This is a genomic window from Clostridium sp. CX1, assembly GCF_025398335.1.
Lineage (GTDB): Bacteria > Bacillota > Clostridia > Clostridiales > Clostridiaceae > Clostridium_AM > Clostridium_AM tanneri.
In genome coordinates, this window is record NZ_JAODOO010000016.1 from 1 (window position 1) to 17,671 (window position 17,671).

16 protein-coding genes, 3 tRNA genes and 1 pseudogene are annotated in these 17,671 nt (G+C 33.0%); 10 read left to right on the forward strand and 10 right to left on the reverse strand.

Features of this window, described 5'->3' with window-relative positions; all coding sequences use genetic code 11:
• The first annotated feature begins 364 nt into the window (after positions 1-364).
• Positions 365-703, forward strand: coding sequence for a hypothetical protein (locus N4T77_RS15680; protein WP_261672781.1), 339 nt, complete (start codon positions 365-367; stop codon positions 701-703).
• 171 nt (positions 704-874) lie between these two features.
• On the opposite strand, the gene N4T77_RS15685 is transcribed toward N4T77_RS15680, so the two are convergent.
• Both N4T77_RS15685 and N4T77_RS15690 read right to left on the reverse strand, forming a co-directional pair.
• Positions 875-1,111 carry a hypothetical protein gene (locus tag N4T77_RS15685; protein WP_261672782.1) on the reverse strand — a complete coding sequence of 79 codons (237 nt, stop codon included), beginning with the start codon at positions 1,109-1,111 and terminating at the stop codon, positions 875-877.
• Between the two features lie 169 nt (positions 1,112-1,280).
• A complete protein-coding gene (locus N4T77_RS15690) occupies positions 1,281-2,120 on the reverse strand; it encodes a site-specific DNA-methyltransferase (protein ID WP_261672783.1) in 840 nt (279 codons plus the stop codon).
• 111 nt (positions 2,121-2,231) lie between these two features.
• On the opposite strand from N4T77_RS15690, the gene N4T77_RS15695 reads away from it, so the two are divergent.
• Positions 2,232-4,895 (forward strand): DEAD/DEAH box helicase, encoded by a 2,664-nt coding sequence (locus tag N4T77_RS15695; RefSeq protein WP_261672784.1) that lies wholly within the window; start codon positions 2,232-2,234, stop codon positions 4,893-4,895.
• Positions 4,896-4,959: 64 nt separating this feature from the next.
• Here the strand turns inward: N4T77_RS15695 and N4T77_RS15700 are convergent.
• A pseudogene (locus tag N4T77_RS15700) lies at positions 4,960-6,762 on the reverse strand (DNA methyltransferase); the annotation flags it as partial.
• Positions 6,763-7,093: 331 nt separating this feature from the next.
• Here N4T77_RS15700 and N4T77_RS15705 point away from each other — a divergent pair.
• The 4 genes from N4T77_RS15705 (at position 7,094) to N4T77_RS15720 (ending at position 9,769) form a co-directional block, all read left to right on the forward strand.
• Positions 7,094-7,888 carry a hypothetical protein gene (locus N4T77_RS15705; RefSeq protein ID WP_261672785.1) on the forward strand — a complete coding sequence of 265 codons (795 nt, stop codon included), beginning with the start codon at positions 7,094-7,096 and terminating at the stop codon, positions 7,886-7,888.
• A gap of 14 nt (positions 7,889-7,902) precedes the next feature.
• The gene (locus N4T77_RS15710) at positions 7,903-8,346 is read left to right on the forward strand and encodes a hypothetical protein (protein ID WP_261672786.1); all 444 of its coding nucleotides are present in this window, start codon (positions 7,903-7,905) and stop codon (positions 8,344-8,346) included.
• Positions 8,347-8,577: 231 nt separating this feature from the next.
• A complete protein-coding gene (locus tag N4T77_RS15715) occupies positions 8,578-9,180 on the forward strand; it encodes a hypothetical protein (protein ID WP_261672787.1) in 603 nt (200 codons plus the stop codon).
• A 205-nt stretch (positions 9,181-9,385) separates the two neighbouring features.
• Complete coding sequence (locus tag N4T77_RS15720; RefSeq protein ID WP_261672788.1) at positions 9,386-9,769, forward strand: hypothetical protein; 384 nt, start codon at positions 9,386-9,388, stop codon at positions 9,767-9,769.
• A 209-nt stretch (positions 9,770-9,978) separates the two neighbouring features.
• Here N4T77_RS15720 and N4T77_RS15725 read toward each other — a convergent pair whose 3' ends face one another.
• Entirely contained in the window at positions 9,979-10,101 is a 123-nt protein-coding gene (locus tag N4T77_RS15725) for a hypothetical protein (RefSeq protein ID WP_261672789.1), read from the reverse strand.
• Positions 10,102-10,530: 429 nt separating this feature from the next.
• On the opposite strand from N4T77_RS15725, the gene N4T77_RS15730 reads away from it, so the two are divergent.
• The 4 genes from N4T77_RS15730 (at position 10,531) to N4T77_RS15745 (ending at position 13,834) form a co-directional block, all read left to right on the forward strand.
• Positions 10,531-11,727, forward strand: coding sequence for a glycine C-acetyltransferase (locus tag N4T77_RS15730; protein WP_261672790.1), 1,197 nt, complete (start codon positions 10,531-10,533; stop codon positions 11,725-11,727).
• Positions 11,728-11,765: 38 nt separating this feature from the next.
• The gene (locus tag N4T77_RS15735) at positions 11,766-12,722 is read left to right on the forward strand and encodes an L-threonine 3-dehydrogenase (RefSeq protein WP_261672791.1); all 957 of its coding nucleotides are present in this window, start codon (positions 11,766-11,768) and stop codon (positions 12,720-12,722) included.
• 303 nt (positions 12,723-13,025) lie between these two features.
• Positions 13,026-13,535, forward strand: a complete 510-nt coding sequence (locus tag N4T77_RS15740; protein ID WP_261672792.1) for a recombinase family protein — start codon at positions 13,026-13,028, stop codon at positions 13,533-13,535.
• A gap of 14 nt (positions 13,536-13,549) precedes the next feature.
• The gene (locus tag N4T77_RS15745) at positions 13,550-13,834 is read left to right on the forward strand and encodes a recombinase family protein (protein ID WP_261672793.1); all 285 of its coding nucleotides are present in this window, start codon (positions 13,550-13,552) and stop codon (positions 13,832-13,834) included.
• Positions 13,835-13,849: 15 nt separating this feature from the next.
• Here N4T77_RS15745 and N4T77_RS15750 read toward each other — a convergent pair whose 3' ends face one another.
• The 6 genes from N4T77_RS15750 to N4T77_RS15775 all read right to left on the reverse strand — a co-directional run bounded on the left by N4T77_RS15750 (position 13,850) and on the right by N4T77_RS15775 (position 17,671).
• Complete coding sequence (locus N4T77_RS15750) at positions 13,850-14,161, reverse strand: hypothetical protein (protein ID WP_261672794.1); 312 nt, start codon at positions 14,159-14,161, stop codon at positions 13,850-13,852.
• Between the two features lie 303 nt (positions 14,162-14,464).
• A tRNA-Leu gene (locus tag N4T77_RS15755) sits at positions 14,465-14,548 on the reverse strand.
• A 60-nt stretch (positions 14,549-14,608) separates the two neighbouring features.
• Positions 14,609-14,684, reverse strand: a tRNA-Lys gene (locus N4T77_RS15760).
• 3 nt (positions 14,685-14,687) lie between these two features.
• Positions 14,688-14,762 (reverse strand) — tRNA-Gln (locus tag N4T77_RS15765).
• Between the two features lie 198 nt (positions 14,763-14,960).
• The gene (locus N4T77_RS15770; protein ID WP_261672795.1) at positions 14,961-15,920 is read right to left on the reverse strand and encodes a P1 family peptidase; all 960 of its coding nucleotides are present in this window, start codon (positions 15,918-15,920) and stop codon (positions 14,961-14,963) included.
• A gap of 119 nt (positions 15,921-16,039) precedes the next feature.
• Positions 16,040-17,671: an OPT/YSL family transporter gene (locus tag N4T77_RS15775; protein WP_261672796.1), complete on the reverse strand. Its 1,632-nt coding sequence runs from the start codon at positions 17,669-17,671 to the stop codon at positions 16,040-16,042.

Here is a 17,671-nt window from a genome sequence, read left to right on the forward strand (position 1 = left end):
ATTACAACTTTAGTATATCACGTCAAATTAAGTTGAATATTATTTGTACAGATTGTCATGATTTAGGCATTCATACCCGAATAAAAAGTAATTTTGTAATTTCAAGTCATGTCTCTATTATACATAATAATATACGATTTATTTAGTAATTACAATAATTTACCTATGTTGTTCAAAATAATCCACCGAAAATACCTAATGCCGAATTAAAAATAATTTTATGGAAACTAAAAAACAAATATTTCTTCGCTAAATTCAGGTTTAGCGAAATTAATGATGACCGAAACTCCATTAATTATCTACACGTAAGTTTCATAGTCTACTTAAAGAGTGGGATGTAGTTAGAGAAACATTCCTTAATAAGATGGAATTTGAAGATGATATTGGCGGAGGCACAGGCGCTAATGAAGATATAAATAACTGGGAGTTTCTAGGCTTCAGTCTTGATGCTGAAAACTACCACTTTTTATATACATTATTAGAAGGTTCATCTGGTAGAATTTGCGGCGACACACTTGTAATTTATGCTGCTAATGCCACATATAAGGATCGCCTTTTGAAAGATGCCTATCTGGAGTTAATAAGAGAAAAAGCTGAAGCTGAATTCAATATAAATATTAATTATGTTAGGATTGCATGTATGGATGATTTTTACCATCCTGTTCAGCAATCTATAATTGATGAGGATGATATACCTTTTTAACAAAAAATATTCCAGCACAATCTTATACTGGAACACTTTTATTTTAATACTTTTAGAGCCTTTAAGACCATAGATTTAATAGGTTGCTTTATATTTTCATTAAAGTTTAAAAGGTACATAAGTGCTTATTAATAACATATATGTATCTTTTAAACTTTAAGAATATAAACACTATTTAATTCTTTCGTAAACAAATACATCTCTTTCTGTAAGTGTATCAAATTTTGTTCCAACTACCTTTATATATCCTTCCGATTCCAATTCATTTAACCTTGGATGAGCTATATTTCTTTCTAATACTTTTGTGTATCCTTTATTATACATGTATTCTGCCACTTCCCTAGCTGTTGCATTTCCTAAAACCTTTAGTGCTTCAAGGCACTGGGAATGTCTATTACTAAGGTTCATATTTCTCCCCCCCAATCATTATATTTCTTTATACAGTAAAGCAAAACTGCCAAAATAATGGTACATACTGAAAAATCAATTTATTAAACATTTTATACACTTAATTACTCAGTAAAATATTATCACATTATGACAAATCTGTAAATTACAAACCATATTACTTGCTACTTTATTTATACCCGTTAACAAAAATATCGTCTAAATTATCCAATAAGACATATTTATTATCTTCAGAAATCTTATCTAGTTGCAGACCAAGATATTTCATAAATTTGGGATCACTATCACAGGAAATAGAATTTCTTCTATTATTAATACAAACTCTAGTACTAATACCTGACCCTGCAAAAATGTCTAAAACTATGTCACCTTCATTACTCATAGATTTTACTATTCTCTCTATAATCTTTTCAGGTTTTTGTGTAGGGTGCCCCACTCTTTCCTTGGAGTTACTATTGAGTCTAGAGATTTCCCATACATTTGTAGGATTTTTGCCCTTGTATAAATTCTCAACATTTAGCCTTTTGTCTCTTTTATAAAGGTCTACTGTCTCTTGATTATATTTAATTCTCACATCATCTAGGTTAAATATGTATTTATTTGTTTTAGCAAACCATATGATTTCCTCATGCCTGTTTGCAAAAAACCTTCTAGCTGTAATTCCATTTTTATAGTACCATATAATAACATTAACAAGCTTTAATTTGGTATTCTTCCTAATATAGTACACTAAATCCATCAGGTCTCCTCTTTCAGCACTCTCAAATTGAAAACCTCCAAATAGTACAAAGTTTCCTGTCTTCTTCAAAACCCTATAAACCTCATGAATCCATTCTTTTGCCCACTCTAAATAATTTTCATATTTATCCCATTCCTCAATATCAATATTATAGGGCGGATCAGCTATAACAAGTTGTACGGATTCATCTGGAAGTTCTTTCAACAATTCTAGTGTATCTTTAATCAAAGGAATATGAAACGTAAATTCATTATCTAAGTGTTTTTCCATTTTTCACCCATCCTAGTAAGTCCAATTTGTACATTTATTATGTAAATTGTGATATCATTATATTGTATCACATATTTATTTAATGTTGAACAAAAGGAGGAATGTTATATTATGGAATTGCTAAGCTTCTTAGAAGAAAATGGGCATAAAATGAATGACATTGAAAAAACATTCGTTGAAGATATTTTCTATATATATGCTGGTGAAAATGGACTTGATTACTTAGATGTCCAGACGCCCATGGAAGATTCTCAATTCAAAAAGCGTAAGCTTGACTTTACAATTAAAACAAACCGCTATAAGTACTGTATTGAAATTGATGGTTACACCTACCACGCTGAAGGTGCCTTAAGAGTAACCCCTGAATATTTTGATGATTTGCTTATAAAGCAAAACGATCTTATATTAAATGGCTGGTTACTTATCAGATTTTCATACAATCAGATTAGAACAAACCCTGGTCTTTGTATAGATACATTAAGAAGGGCTTTTAGAAGTGACCCTCAGATTAATCCATATTTTCTTAACAAGGATAGCTTTAAACCTACATTTCCGCAGCAAACAGCCCTTGATGATATTGAATACTATAGAAATTCAAATGTTAACAAAGGTGTAATAATAATGCCTACAGGTATGGGCAAAACTATTTTAGCTGCTTTGGATGCTAAAAGGTTAAATGTTAAAACTCTTTTTGTCGTTCACAGAAATGATATCCTACAGGAAGCATACAATAAGTTTAATGAGGTATGGCCTGAAGCTACAAAGGGCTTTTTTAATGCTGATGAAAAAAATACAACAGCACAAGTTATATTTGCTTCTAAAGATACTCTTTATAGAGATGGAAATATACAATTATTTTCTCCGAATGATTTCCAGTTAATTTTAATAGATGAAGTTCATCACTCTGCATGTACTACTTATACAAAAATAATTGATTATTTCACTCCAACTTATATGGTTGGTTTAACAGCTACCCCTGAAAGACAAGATAGGGCTGATATTCTTGAGCTATTTGACTATAACATTTATTATGAACTACTTCAAAAGGAAGCAATTGAATCTGGCTATTTATCTGGATTTATCTATTATGGTCTTAAGGATGATATAGATTATACCAAAATTAAACATAATGGTATAAAATATGATGTTGCTGACCTAGGACGCAAACTTGATATTCCTGAAAGAAATCAAGCAATTTATGATAAATACATTGAATATGCAAGCGATAAAAAGGCTATTGGTTTCTGTGTTAACATTGACCATGCAATTTCTATGGCTAAATTCTTTAAAGATAAAGGCATATCAGCAGAAGCAATCCATAGCAATAAAAGTAGGCTATCTGATGAACTAAGACAAGCTTATATACAAGACTTTAGAGATAACAATATTCAAATACTTTTTACAGTTGACGTATTTAATGAAGGTGTTGATTTTCCTGATATAGAAGCACTCCTATTCTTAAGACCTACAGAATCAAAAACAATATTCATACAGCAGTTAGGTAGAGGTTTAAGATTAAATCCATACAAAACTCATGTTACGGTATTGGATTTCATTGGGAACTTCAAAAATGTCGAAAGAATTAAGGATTTTATTAAGGGCGGTAAAGGTGGTTCAGACTCATCTGGCGGTGGTTGTTCATCTGGTAAAGGTTTTGGTACAAAAGACTTTATTGAGTGGCCTCTTGGTTGCGAGGTCAACTTTGATGAATCCGTTGAAGAGCTATTTAGAAAAATTGAGGATGAAAATCGTGAAACTACAAAGCAAGATCTCGTTGATAATTATTACGAAGTAAAAGAAAAGATTAAGAGGAAGCCTTCACAAGATGATATCAACGCAGAAGATATAAGTAAATATAAAGTTTCAGTATATAGAAATCTATTTGGATCTTGGAGTAAATTTATCTCAGAAATAGGAGAAGCTACACTAGCTAGTTATCATTATCCTCAAGGAACACATCTCGGTCATATTTTTTATGTTATTAAAACTCTTGGGGATGGTATCTCTACAGATTTAGTAAGTCCGGGCATCTATGCTCCAACAGACACTCCTGTAACCAAACTTGGAAGACAAACAAGATACAAGGTTTGGGCTTGTATGGAACTTGGCTTTATATTTGATGATAGAAATCCATCAACTGACGTAGATGCAACAACTTTCACTCATCTAACATCTGAAGGTATCCTATTATATGATGCATTAAACAAATATGTTACCGATGCTGACTTTTATTCATTTAATAGCGCTAAGGATTTAACCTGGGAGATGGCTCACGATGCACAATATTTCAATGATTTTGTCAAATCCCTTCCTTCTGATGTAAAACAGCAGTTACAAAGGGTATTCTTCAATATGGATGCGGTAAAACATATGCTTAAATATCTATTCCATGAAAATAAAAATAAGAAAAATTTTTCACGAGGCGATATTTATTCAAACTACTTTAATAGTCCATTTGTTAAACAGTATTTTGATATGAATGGAATTGAGCAAGATTCTGAGGAAGGGGCTAAAAGAAGATTACCATTCATTCTTAACATACTTGAAGCATTTTCGGTTGTTAAATTCACCGATCGTTCTAATATAGAAGTTATTGACCTACCATACTATAGCTTCTTATTTAGTAACGACAAAGAAAATGCTACCACTAATATGCTTGCAGCGCAAAAATATTATGATGATCCATCAAAACCTTTACCTGATGTTAAAATACTTACAGAACTTAGAACTCTTTTTGGTGCAGATTTCTTGACTGTTAAATATTTTATAAACTAAAAATAAGCAGCATAAAAAAACAAAACCCGCATATTTTATGTGGGTTTTGTTGTGTAAAATAAATTTACTTCTTAATAGTATATATTCCATCATTATATTCACATATGTCATCCAACCATTTTTTAATTTCATATTCAGTAGGTATGGATATAGCATTTTCATGTGCCAGAAATATAATTTTTGACTGTATCTCTCTATATGATTTACCTTCTTTTAAAATGTCCTTATCAAAAAATTTAAATATTGACTCGTCTGATAAGCTGTCCTTTGTAATTGCATATTCATTTTCAGGTTTTCTATAAGTAATAAATGCACTAACTGGATTTGTATCATTAATATGATTGGTGTGGAAGGTTGTTCCCCTTTCATTTTCAATAATATTTACGAACTCAAATCCTAGTCTCTCAATCATAATGCTTTTAAGTTCATTCCAAATATTATTGAATGTACTATGGAATACTATAGTAAAATATGCCCCTGGCCTTAAAACTCTATAAACTTCGCCAAACGCATTTTCAATATACCTTCCCCACAACTTAACATATTCGTCTTTTTTTTCAAAATCCATTGGAATAATAATTTCGTTTTCCAAGTCTTCCTTCTCATTTAACCATGCACTATAAAATAAATTTAACTCTGCGTATGGTACCATACCTCCATAAGGTGGGTCTATGAATGCATAGTCAACCGAATTTGAACGTACACCTATTTCTTGAGCATTTCCCTTTATAATTCTTATATTATTTTCAACGAGTTCTTTATTTAACATTTCTTGAAGAAAATTCTTACCTTTAGTTATATCTCTATACTTTCTTTTGAAAACAGTTAATACATTTTGCTCCTTACCAACAGGTGGTATATGATATACATTTTTTATACCTGATGCTGTAAACAATCTACTACTAGTTCTAAAAAGGGTTTCTAAAAACATAAATTTTATGAATGATTTTATATCTTTGTCCTCTATATTATTTTCTATGTAGTGATTAATTATTTTCAAGGCTAGCAAATTCTTAGCTGGGAATAAATCACTTACAGTAGAATCTATCGGAAAACCTGGCCAGCCACCAACTCTAGGATAAGAACGATTATAAACAATTTTCTCCTGTGGTGACCAATAGTGATCGTACTTCTTATTGTACTCGCTTAGTTTCTCTTCCCATAAATCAACATCTTCCTGGGTAATTGCTCTTACTTCCTTAGTTTTAGTAGCATTTTTATCTGTAACTTTAATGGTCACTTCAACAGGTCTTCTTTTATCCACTTGCCTATCTTTAACTTCTTTTTTGCTTATATTAATTACAGTATCACACTTAGTGCATTTATATTCCGACCTTGTGCCTGTCTGGTTTTTATATAATATTATTTCTTTATTACAAGTTGGACATGCGTATATATTACTTGCAATTATTACTTCTGCATAACCTGAAAACCCATCACTAGTTTTAGTAAAATAAATATCGTTGATTTCATCTTCTAAATCTGAAATTAACTTTTTGTATACCTTATCTAGCTTTTTCATATCAATATAATTTATAAGATTATACGCCATATTTATTGCATTTGGGCTTCCGTCAATTAATATACATTTTCTATTAGTAAGAAGAGATGCAATGCCCGCTGAACCACTTCCTGCGCATGAATCTATTACTATTCCACCCTCTTCAGTATATGCCTCAATAAAAGGTTGAATATTTTTATAAAATATTTTACTCGGGTAACCTACTGATTTAAATATGGGATCACTTAATCTATCCTTATCACTTAAATCAATATCATCAAAGTTAAAAATGTTTCTTATTTTGCTTTCTTCATTATAAAATGTATCTAAATCTTTATACTCTACTTTTATCACTTTATACCTCCTAGTATATGGCCGTTCATTTAATGCTAGTCAATTATATATTTTATCACAAATAATTATTTAAAGACCACCCCCAAAATTAATTTTAATAAATTAACATCTCAAAAAATAATCCTATAAGTTCATGAATATAAATCATTTAAGTATCTATAACATTATTGATACTTTGCCATAACAGAACTACTTTTTCAAGTGAAATATAGATTCATTTTTAAAATTTATTTTTAGGTAGTATGAACAACAAATTAATTCTCGTGCAAAAAAGAAAAATCCATGTGTATGTTATCAGTATAGAAAAAATTATTACTAATATAAATTAAAGGGAGATGCTTTTATGTATACCTGTAACCATTGTAAAAAGAAATTTAATAATCAACCCTATATAACCTATTCAAGTAAGAAAAAATATTGCAGCTTTGAGTGTGTACCTGATTCCGCGATGAACAGGCCATACTCTTATGAGTATTTTAATTTTATGGACAGTATAAGAGATATTGAAGCTCGCATTGATAATATTGCAGCTCTTGAAGATAGATTAGATTTGGAAAATGAGATTGATGAATTATCCCATTCTCTCATTCTGGAAACTTACGGGGATGATGAAGGACTTTTTTATAAGAGGCAATTAATTCTTCTAGCCCCAGTTCTTAATCAGTTATATAGTAAAATTCACAACATATTTATAGGAAGAAAATTAGAGCAAAAACTAGCAGTTATTATTTACTGGGATTCCTTAGTACAGTTGTTTGGCGATGAACTTGCCGAAATGATTTTTAGATTCTTTGAAAGTAGAATGTCAGGTATTTCTTGTGAAAATGTATATGATTATGATTCACAGGATCTTGGCTGTTTTAAAGATAAACTCTGCGTAAATACACTGGAAGAAGCTGAAAACATAAAAAATATATACATTAGAAGCCTCAATTATTTTAAATCCTTGTACGATGAAAAACAGCCTGAAGAGCTAGATTACAATGATAATTATATCTCCATAAAAACTCTTGCTCATTGTGTTGTATGTAACGAATGGGAGGACAAGAATGACTTTACTTTTGATGAAAACCTCAAGCTTTACAAGTGCAACCAATGGAATAAGTGCTTTAATTATGACAATTATTATGAAGATTGAAGGTGATATTGTCTATGAATGATGCAGTAAAACTTACAGGAATATATCATCCCTCTAGTGAACTACTTTATGAGGGTTCTGCAATGTTTGAAGGTTCTACAAGAGAGCTTATTCCATCTGAACAAGGCATTAAATATTTTAAGAATAGTAATAAACATATGGAAGGTCACTTTGGTAACGACTGGTTTATTGAGTATGGTACTGAATACTACGAAGACGAAAACATTAAATTTATAGGAGAATATAATAGAGGCCCCAGAACTTATTATGGTCCTAAATATTTTGTTTCGGGTAAATTATTTTATAAATCTGGAGGTCTATGGTACGAAGGTTCTTTTCACTTTAAACGTAGCCCAACAGGTTACCCTCTATTTGAAAAACAAAAGTCCTTTATGGACGGAATTGAATATTATACTGATGGAAATATTAAGCAGAGGTTTAAAAGCGGGATTACTTAAACAATATAATACAGCTCTGTTTAATAAGGCCATTGAAGATGTTATAATTTTTATAAAGTTATTTTACAGCAGTATTGTGAATTATAATTAATACCCTTTCCATCAAGGCTTGCATAGATGACAAGATAGTCGAGCTTGTAGGCTAAAATAATATAGCTTAGTCTTTTCTGCACTTACAAGTTAAAGCCCCATACTGCAAAGTTATTATTAACAATAAAGGAGTGATACCATATGCCAGGACAGCCGATAAATCCGAAGCATAAAGTTAATTTCGGCATTTTTTTTAAAGAAGTATTAACAGGGTTAGGAGCACAAGAGGATTTTAAAAAAGATATTAAAACAATAACTAATCACCTATGGGAGTCATTATGTACCGGAAGAGCTAACAATAGAATTAAGTTTGGCGAAATAGCAGAAAAAACTCATATTAATATAAATATCTTAAGAGGCGAAAAACAAATGTTACTCTACAAAAATAGTGAAGATGATTATTGCGAAAGTATGGAAGAAAGTGTGTTGAGACAAAAAATCCAATCCTTTATTATTCAAGTTAAGAATAATAATTACACTATGCCTGATGAAGCTAAAGATACATATAATAGTGAATTTCTCACGCTTGTTGCATATGCAATATTTTTAAAACGTAAGGATATTAATTCTGCGGAGCACAGAGTAAATCAATGCCGAGATATTATGCGTAGTTTAAAGAGTTCTGACTATAAAGAGATAAAGCCTGAACTTCTAGAAATTTATCTTAATACGCTTGAGAGACACATTAGCGCTATAAAAGCTATTCAACTAATTAGAAACTTCGATGAAACAAAATATCTATAAATAATATAGCAAAACAGAAACTTTATAGCTAATTCAGAAATAAAATCAGAAACAATACTAGAAACGTCATAGAAAAGTTTTTATAACGTATCAAAATAAACAAAATGTCTGCAAACCTTTTAGGCCCCTTTGCAAATTAGCCACCATATATAAACTACCTTATAATAAAATCATAAAATATTTATTATATGAGGAGGAAATATAAATGGTAAAACCAGCAGTTGTAGAATTTCTAAGAGACGAGTTTTCTTCGCTAGGTCTAATTGTAGAGGAGGCAACAAACTCTAACAGATTTACAGTATGTGATTCTAATTTTGTCCCACTAAAGGAGTACTATTTTAAAATGCGTAATTCTGATTCTGATAGGGGATTTTGGGGGCCTATGAAGTCAATAATTGATGCTCTTCTCGCTAAACCAAGCAGCGAAGATTGTACCTTAGTTCTTGTAACTGACACTAAGATTTACTCTCTTAATAGGGCAGACATAAGCTTGATACCTTCAAATTTCAAGTTAAACGGTAATAAGCAATATTTAATTTTTGAAGAGGATCTTGTAGAGATAATCAACCCATATTCCTATAATCTGTAAGCCTACGCTTATAAAGCCTCCTAGGATATATCTTAGGGAGGCTTTATTTATAGCTACTTATCCAGCTCTATATATTCCTGTTATACTTTCACTATCATACCTAATATCCCATATAAATGGTCCATGATCTGTAAAACCAGCTATAGCCATGGTTCTTTGTCTCCTAAGTACGTTTAAGGGAACATATAAATTTTATTAAGCTTTGATATTCAAGGCTCTAACTGTGTTTCCTTTCTAGCCTTACTACGGTCTCCACGTGCTGTGTATATGGGAACATATGTGCTTACAGTCATCAAAACTACTGGAATTCGCTTTTGTATTTCCTTAGTCATTTCCGCTAAAAATGCACACCCCTTTATCTAAAATCCATAAGGGTGTGCATACAAATTGTAAAAATCTATAAATTCAACTTCAAAACCTTAAAATTTCCTACTCACTTTTCTCCAAAAAACACTAAAAGGGGCTGTCGCACTAGGAATAAAACTCACAACATATTGTGTTTGTAATTAATCTGCAAACCAATATATTGTATGTAAATTTTTTATTGCGACAGCCCCTTATTATAAGGAAAAAATATTTTTTATGATTTACAGAAAAAATAATCAAGTATTCACGCATGATTAGTAAGAAAAAGAGGAATTCTATTAATGACCGAAAAGGTTAAGTTGACCTACAGTTATTTTTTGTCAAATATAAAATATAATTTAGACTAACTTAAGCAGTAATTATTGGCTTAATTTAAGTTTCAAGGAGGTAAATCTATGGGAAGTAAGGCACTGCAAAATTTTTTAACAGAAAATCTAAATGATTTAAAAAATAAAGGTCTTTACAATGAGATAAACACAATAATAGGTGCCAATGGACCAATTATTGAGGTTAACGGCAAAAGGCTAATCAACCTTTCATCAAATAACTATTTAGGCTTAGCTAACAATGAAAGGATGATGGAAGCTAGCATTAAGGCTACAGAGAGATATGGAGTTGGTGCCGGTGCTGTAAGAACAATAAATGGAACTCTAGACATTCATGAACAATTAGAAGAAACCCTTGCAAAGTTCAAACATACAGAAGCAGTTATAACCTTTCAGTCAGGATTCAACTGTAATATGGGAGCTATTTCTGCCGTAATGAATAAAAATGATGCAATACTATCTGATTCTTTAAATCATGCATCAATTATAGATGGCTGTCGTCTTTCAGGCTCTAAAACTATTAGATTCGAGCACGCTGACATGGATGATCTAAGAAAAAAAGCTAAAGAAGCTAGAGATTTAGGGCAATATGAAAAAATAATGGTTATTACCGATGGCGTTTTCTCCATGGATGGTGATATAGCACCACTTCCTGAAATGGTAAAAATAGCAGATGAATTTGATTTAATAACCTATGTTGATGATGCTCACGCTTCCGGTGTACTTGGCCAAAATGGTTCTGGTTCTGCAACCCACCATAACCTAGTTGGTAAAATAGATTTCCAAATTGGAACACTATCAAAAGCTATCGGAGTTGTCGGCGGATATGTAGCAGGAACTAGAGACTTAATTGATTGGTTAAAAGTCAGAGCAAGACCATTCTTATTCTCAACTTCTATGACCCCAGGTGCAGCAGCTGCATGTATAGAAGCAATTAATATACTGAGCGAAAGCACAGAACTTGTTGATAGACTATGGGAAAACGGAAGGTATCTAAAGAAAGGTCTTCAAGAATTAGGCTTCGATATTGGTCATAGTGAAACTCCAATTACCCCTTGCATCATTGGGGATGCTGATAAAGCTCAAGAATTTAGCAGAGAATTATTTAATGAAGGTGTCTATGCTAAAGCAATAGTATTTCCAACAGTACCATTAGGCACTGCTAGAGTGAGAAACATGCCAACAGCTGCTCATACTAAACAAATGTTAGATGATAGTTTAGGAATATACGCTAATGTTGGAAGAAAGCTAGGTATAATAAAGTAATTAATACACCAAAGAATTTAATCTAAGGAGGAACTAGGATGAAGAAAATATTAGTAACAGGATCATTAGGACAGATTGGATCAGAGTTAGTTATGCATATGAGGAATATTTACGGAAACGACAATGTTATTGCAACAGATATAAGAAGATTAGAAGGTATGCCAGCAGTTGAATCTGGTCCCTTTGAAATACTCGATGTTCTTGACCCAAAGGCTATGGCAGAATTAGCAAAGAAATATAATGCTGATACCATAATACATCTTGCCGCATTATTATCAGCAGTTGCAGAAGCAAAACCAGTATTGGCTTGGGAAATTAACATGGGAGGATTATTCAATGCCCTAGAAGTAGCAAGGGAACTAAACTGCTCTTTCTTTACTCCAAGCTCAATTGGTGCCTTTGGACCTTCAACGCCAAAGGTTAAAACTCCTCAGGACACAATTCAGCGTCCTCAAACTATGTATGGAGTAACTAAAGTATCTGGTGAAATTCTTTGTGATTACTACTATAAAAGATTTGGAGTTGACACCAGAGGAGTACGTTTCCCAGGACTTATATCCTACGAAACATTACCTGGCGGCGGAACAACAGACTACGCAGTAGATATTTATTATGAAGCATTGAAAAATGGCAAATATACGTCATTTATTGATAAGGGAACTTATATGGATATGATGTATATGCCAGATGCATTAAATGCTATAGTTGCTCTTATGGAAGCAGATCCTAAGAAACTTGTTCATAGAAACGCTTTCAACATCACAGCTATGAGTATCGAGCCAGAAATGGTGGCAGCTGAAATTAAAAATCATATACCAAACTTTGAAATTAGTTACAATGTTGACCCAATAAGACAGGGAATTGCTAATTCTTGGCCAGATTCTATAGACGATAGTGCAGCAAGAGAAGAATGGGACTTTAATGCAAAATATGATTTATCACTAATGACAACGGATATGTTAGAAAAATTAAGGGTAAAATTAAACATCAAATAATTTAATATAAGAAGGGGCTGTCGCACTAAGAATAAAACTCACAACATATTGTGTTTGTAATTAATCTGCAAACCAATATATTGTATGTAAATTTCTTATTGCGACAGCCCCTTTCTATTGTATCAATATTATAGTTCTTATTTGAACAGATTAGGCTAAACTAAAATTTTGAAACAAAATTCATATAACACTTGTATTTACTAGCTTCTAGGTATAATATTTTTGTAAAATATATTTTATTAATTTTCAGTTATAGTAGGCTAAATTCTTTTTACGTAAAAGATAAATATTGGAGGCTTTGTTATGCCAAATGAACGTAAAGTAACTGTTATTTCCCCTTCCACAAAAATAATATGTCCTGTGGCTATATACTGCCGTGTTAGCACTAGAAGCCAGGATCAGCTGGATAGCCTTGCAAACCAAATTTCATACCTTACTCAACTAACTGCTGCAAAAGTAAATTGGAGACTAATAGACATTTACATAGATATAAAATCTGGAAGTAATACTACTAACCGCAGTGAATTTCAGAGAATGATCCATGATAGCGAGAACGGTAAAATCGATATAATTCTAGCAAAAAGTATAAGTCGATTCGGGAGAAATTCAACCGCGACCTTAAAAGCCCTAAATACATTGCGAAGCTGTAACGTTGATGTATACTTTGAAAATGAGGAAATTCATACTAAAGACGGAAAAAATACATTTTTAATCTCCTTGTTAGAGGGCCTGGCTCAAGAAGAAAGCTCTAACAGAATTATCAGAACAATGAAAGCAATCTTCAAATTCAAAAAGATGAAGCTAAAGTTGTAAAACAAATTTTCGACATGTACCTAAGCGGAGCCAGTATTATAGAAGTTATCAAAGAGCTTGAGCACTGTGCTATAGTATCCCCAACTCATAGAACTAAATGGTGCAAGTGTACCATAGAAAATTTATTGTCAAATGAAGAATACACCGGAAATGTTATTGCTTATAGAACATATAATGAAGGTTTTCCTGAGTCAAAGCGTTATACAAATAAAGGCGAGAGAGATAAGCTTGTAGCAATTGGATGTAATCCTGCCATAATATCAGAAGCATCAAAAATCAAAAATAAACACATCGTTTGAAATTTGAAATATTCTCTAAATACAAAGTTTCTTATTCCAATATTGTCCGGCAATCTTCCCATTATAGCATGAAGATATGTTAAGAAATCTACTCCATGTTGACTCTTGGCTCCAGGTCTTTTTATGGTCGGTTGTTACATAATCTAATTCCCAATACGGTTTGTCTTTGATTAACTGCCTGATGTTTTTTCTGATTTGCAAACCAGCGCCGCTTCCCTTAACTACTCGTGAATAACCAACAACACGCTTCTTTCCCGGTGTTCCCATGAATTTATTTGCATTTTGAGGATTTGTCCGCAGTATAATTGTTACTTTGTATTGATTCATTTCGAATTCTCCTTCCAAAATATTAATTTAGTAGTGATATATTCGCTCTGAATCCTAATAATAGCAAGTTAATCCTCTAAAGTTATTTATAAAAGTCCATTTCTATTTCTGCTAAAAAGTGCACACCTCAAGCCAAAAATGCACACCCCTTTATCTAAAATCCATAGGGGTGTGCATAGAAATTATAAAAATCTATAAATTAAACCTTAAAACCTTAAAATTTTCTACTCGCTTTTCTCCAAAAAACAGCAAAAGCCCTTGATTTCAAGAGCTTTCTATTGTACCAATATTATGGTTTAAATATGGTGCAGGTGAAGGGAGTCGAACCCCCATGCCTAAGGCGCTAGATCCTAAGTCTAGTGCGTCTGCCAATTCCGCCACACCTGCATATCTAATTTATAATTAGCAACAGAATATTATAAATTAATATCTTTATTCAATTGCTTTTGGTGGCTTACCGGGGAATCGAACCCCGGACACCATGATTAAAAGTCATGTGCTCTACCGACTGAGCTAGTAAACCATCTGGCTGGGATAGCAGGATTTGAACCTACGAATGCCAGAGTCAAAGTCTGGTGCCTTACCGCTTGGCGATATCCCAATGTGTTGTTTTGTTCACCACACATTTATATATTATAATGAGTTATGTCATACTTGTCAACTACTTTTCGATATAATTTTATCCAAAATATAAAAAAATAATACATTTTTTTTAGTACATTACTTTATAGGTATGATGCGACACAAAAATTTGAGGCACTGAACACTGGTATTCAGTGCTCCAAACTTTTGTTATGCATTACATATCTTTGTATGCTTTATATGCTAACACAGATTCAGCATTCTTAACTGCTCTTAACACAGCTTGCTCTACCACCCTTGCTGCAAGTAATCCTACAACACTAAGGTCTGCTTCAACCGTTCCTGTTGCCATAGCGAATATTGTGTCTCCATCAAACATGGAGTGAGCAGGTCTCATAGTCCTCCCATATCCATTATGGGCCATAGATGCTATTTTATTCATTTCCGCTTTTGTAAATTTTCCATTGGTAACTACTACACCAATAGTTGTATTGCCGCTAAATAGATTCCTCTTTTCAGAATATCTAGAAATCATTACTTCTTCCGTATCAACAAAGGTACTTTTATCTTCATTTAATGCCCCTGCAATTATTTTCCCAGTTAAAGGATCTACCACATCACCAAGGCAGTTAACAGCAATAACCACACCTACCTGAAGATCTCCTACTTGAAGGGCATAACACCCTAATCCACCTTTCATGGAGTACTCAGGCCCATTAATTTTTCCCACTGTTGCACCGGTACCTGCACCAACGTTACCTTCTCTGCACTGGTTGAGCTCTGCATTTCTACATGCTGCATAGCCCATTGACTTATCCGGTCTTACCTTATAATCTCCAGCAACTAAATCAAATAGTACTGCAGAGCATACTATAGGTACCTTTGTAACAGCTACATCAAAACCAATATTTTTTTCTTCTAAGTATTGCATTACCCCACTAGATGCATCTAATCCAAAAGCACTGCCTCCTGAAAGAGTAACGGCATGGATTCTATCTACCATATTCACTGGGTTAAGCAGATCTGTTTCTCGAGTGCCTGGTGATCCCCCTCTTACATCAACGCCAGCTGTAGCTCCAGCTTCGCAAATAACCACAGTACACCCTGTAAGAGCCTTTAAGTCCTCTGCACTTCCAATCTTTATACCTTTTATTTCATTTACTAAAATTTCTTTCATAAACTCCTCCTACTACTTGTTAATTTAAATAATTGACAATGGACATTGCTATCCATTGTCAAAATAAAATTAAAGTACTTCAACTAATATTTTACTTCAAATCATTTTACCACTCAACTCTACCCTAAGGTAAATACTTTAATAAGCGCAATTAACACTCCTGTAATTCCCTCTCCACCAAGTAATCCCGATGATACAAGCAGTCCATCTTCATCTGAATCCGGTTTTACCTTTTGAACTATGAATTTTAACAGTCCTCCAATAAAAGCGGCGGTGGAAATATACATAGGTAAGTATATTCCTATTCCTACTGTCATTACAGGGACTCTTAATAAGAATAAAATTGTTCCTATAATAAGCCCAGCTAGAAAGGCATTAAAGTTTGGCAATCCTGAAACCATAGTGGATACTGCATAAGCTTGTGGTGCTACCAGTTCTGTCCCTGGTCCCATATTTCCATAAGCCTTATGCATAACAAATAAAACTGCTACTGATACAAAGGCACCTACTAGCCCCCCAACAGTCTGAGCTATAAGCTGAGCTTTTGGTGAGGTTTTAAGAATAAATCCTGCTTTATAATCCTGTAAAGCGTCACCAGCAAGACCACAAGCAACAGCAATAACTCCAGCTACTAAGAAACCTTCTATAGGACCAACATTAACTAAAGCTTTTACTAAAAGTAGTATTAGTATTCCGAACACTTCCATTGGGTTTATACCTGTTTGACCAGTTATAGTCGCTGCCATTGAAGTTGTGACCCAAACACCTAATATTGTAATAATACTTGGAATAAGCCTCATTTCTGTAAAAATTGTAAGCATAAAAGCAATAACTACAAAAACTATAGGAGCCCATTTTAAATTTATACCGTTGTCGCCAGTTTCACCTTTAAGCATTGGTGCAAATAACTCTTTAGCCTTTGGAAGTATACCTTTTATAAGAACTCCAACGCCTGCCCCTACTATAAATCCTATACCTAGGCTATCTTTAAAAGCTGTAGCTGCTGCTACATCCTTAAAGATTCCCTGTGAAATACCTACAGGAATTAGAAAGAAATAACTAATCACAGCTCCTAGAAACCAGGTTCCCATGTATAATGGTCCAATAATATATCCAATGCCTACTGCCATCGGAGATACCCAAACACCAAAGAATATATTTTTTGCTGCTAAAGTAGAAGAAGTTATAGCTGCAGGAATTTTTCCAAAATAATCCCTTATTGCTGTAAACACTGCAGTAATCCCTAATGTTATAAATAGAGTTTTGGCTTTGCTTCCACCTTCATCACCTGCGACAAGGGTCTGAGCTGCTGCAATCCCCATAGGAAAAGGCAATTGCTCCTTCTCAATAAAGTACTTTCTAATTAAAACAGTAAAGATTATTGCTAAAATGGTTCCTGATAAAGTGACCATAAGCAAAGATAATACACTTACTGCTGCATTTTTATTTATCATCCATATTCCAGGTATGGTAAATGCTAATCCCCCTGCTACAAGCCCTCCTGCCGACATAGTGGTAGCTGCAACATTTATTTCGTTTAAATTTGTCTTTCCTAATGGCTTTAGTACCGCCATAGATAAGATTGCAACAAATATCGTTGGCCAAGGAAGGGCTCCCATTCTAAGTGCAACATACATTGAACTTAAAGTGATTATGAAAGCACCTAAAGCTCCAATTATTAAACTTCTAGCTGTAAGCTGTTCCTTATAACTCTGTGCATATCCTATATTTTGGTTTTTACTATTTTTCAC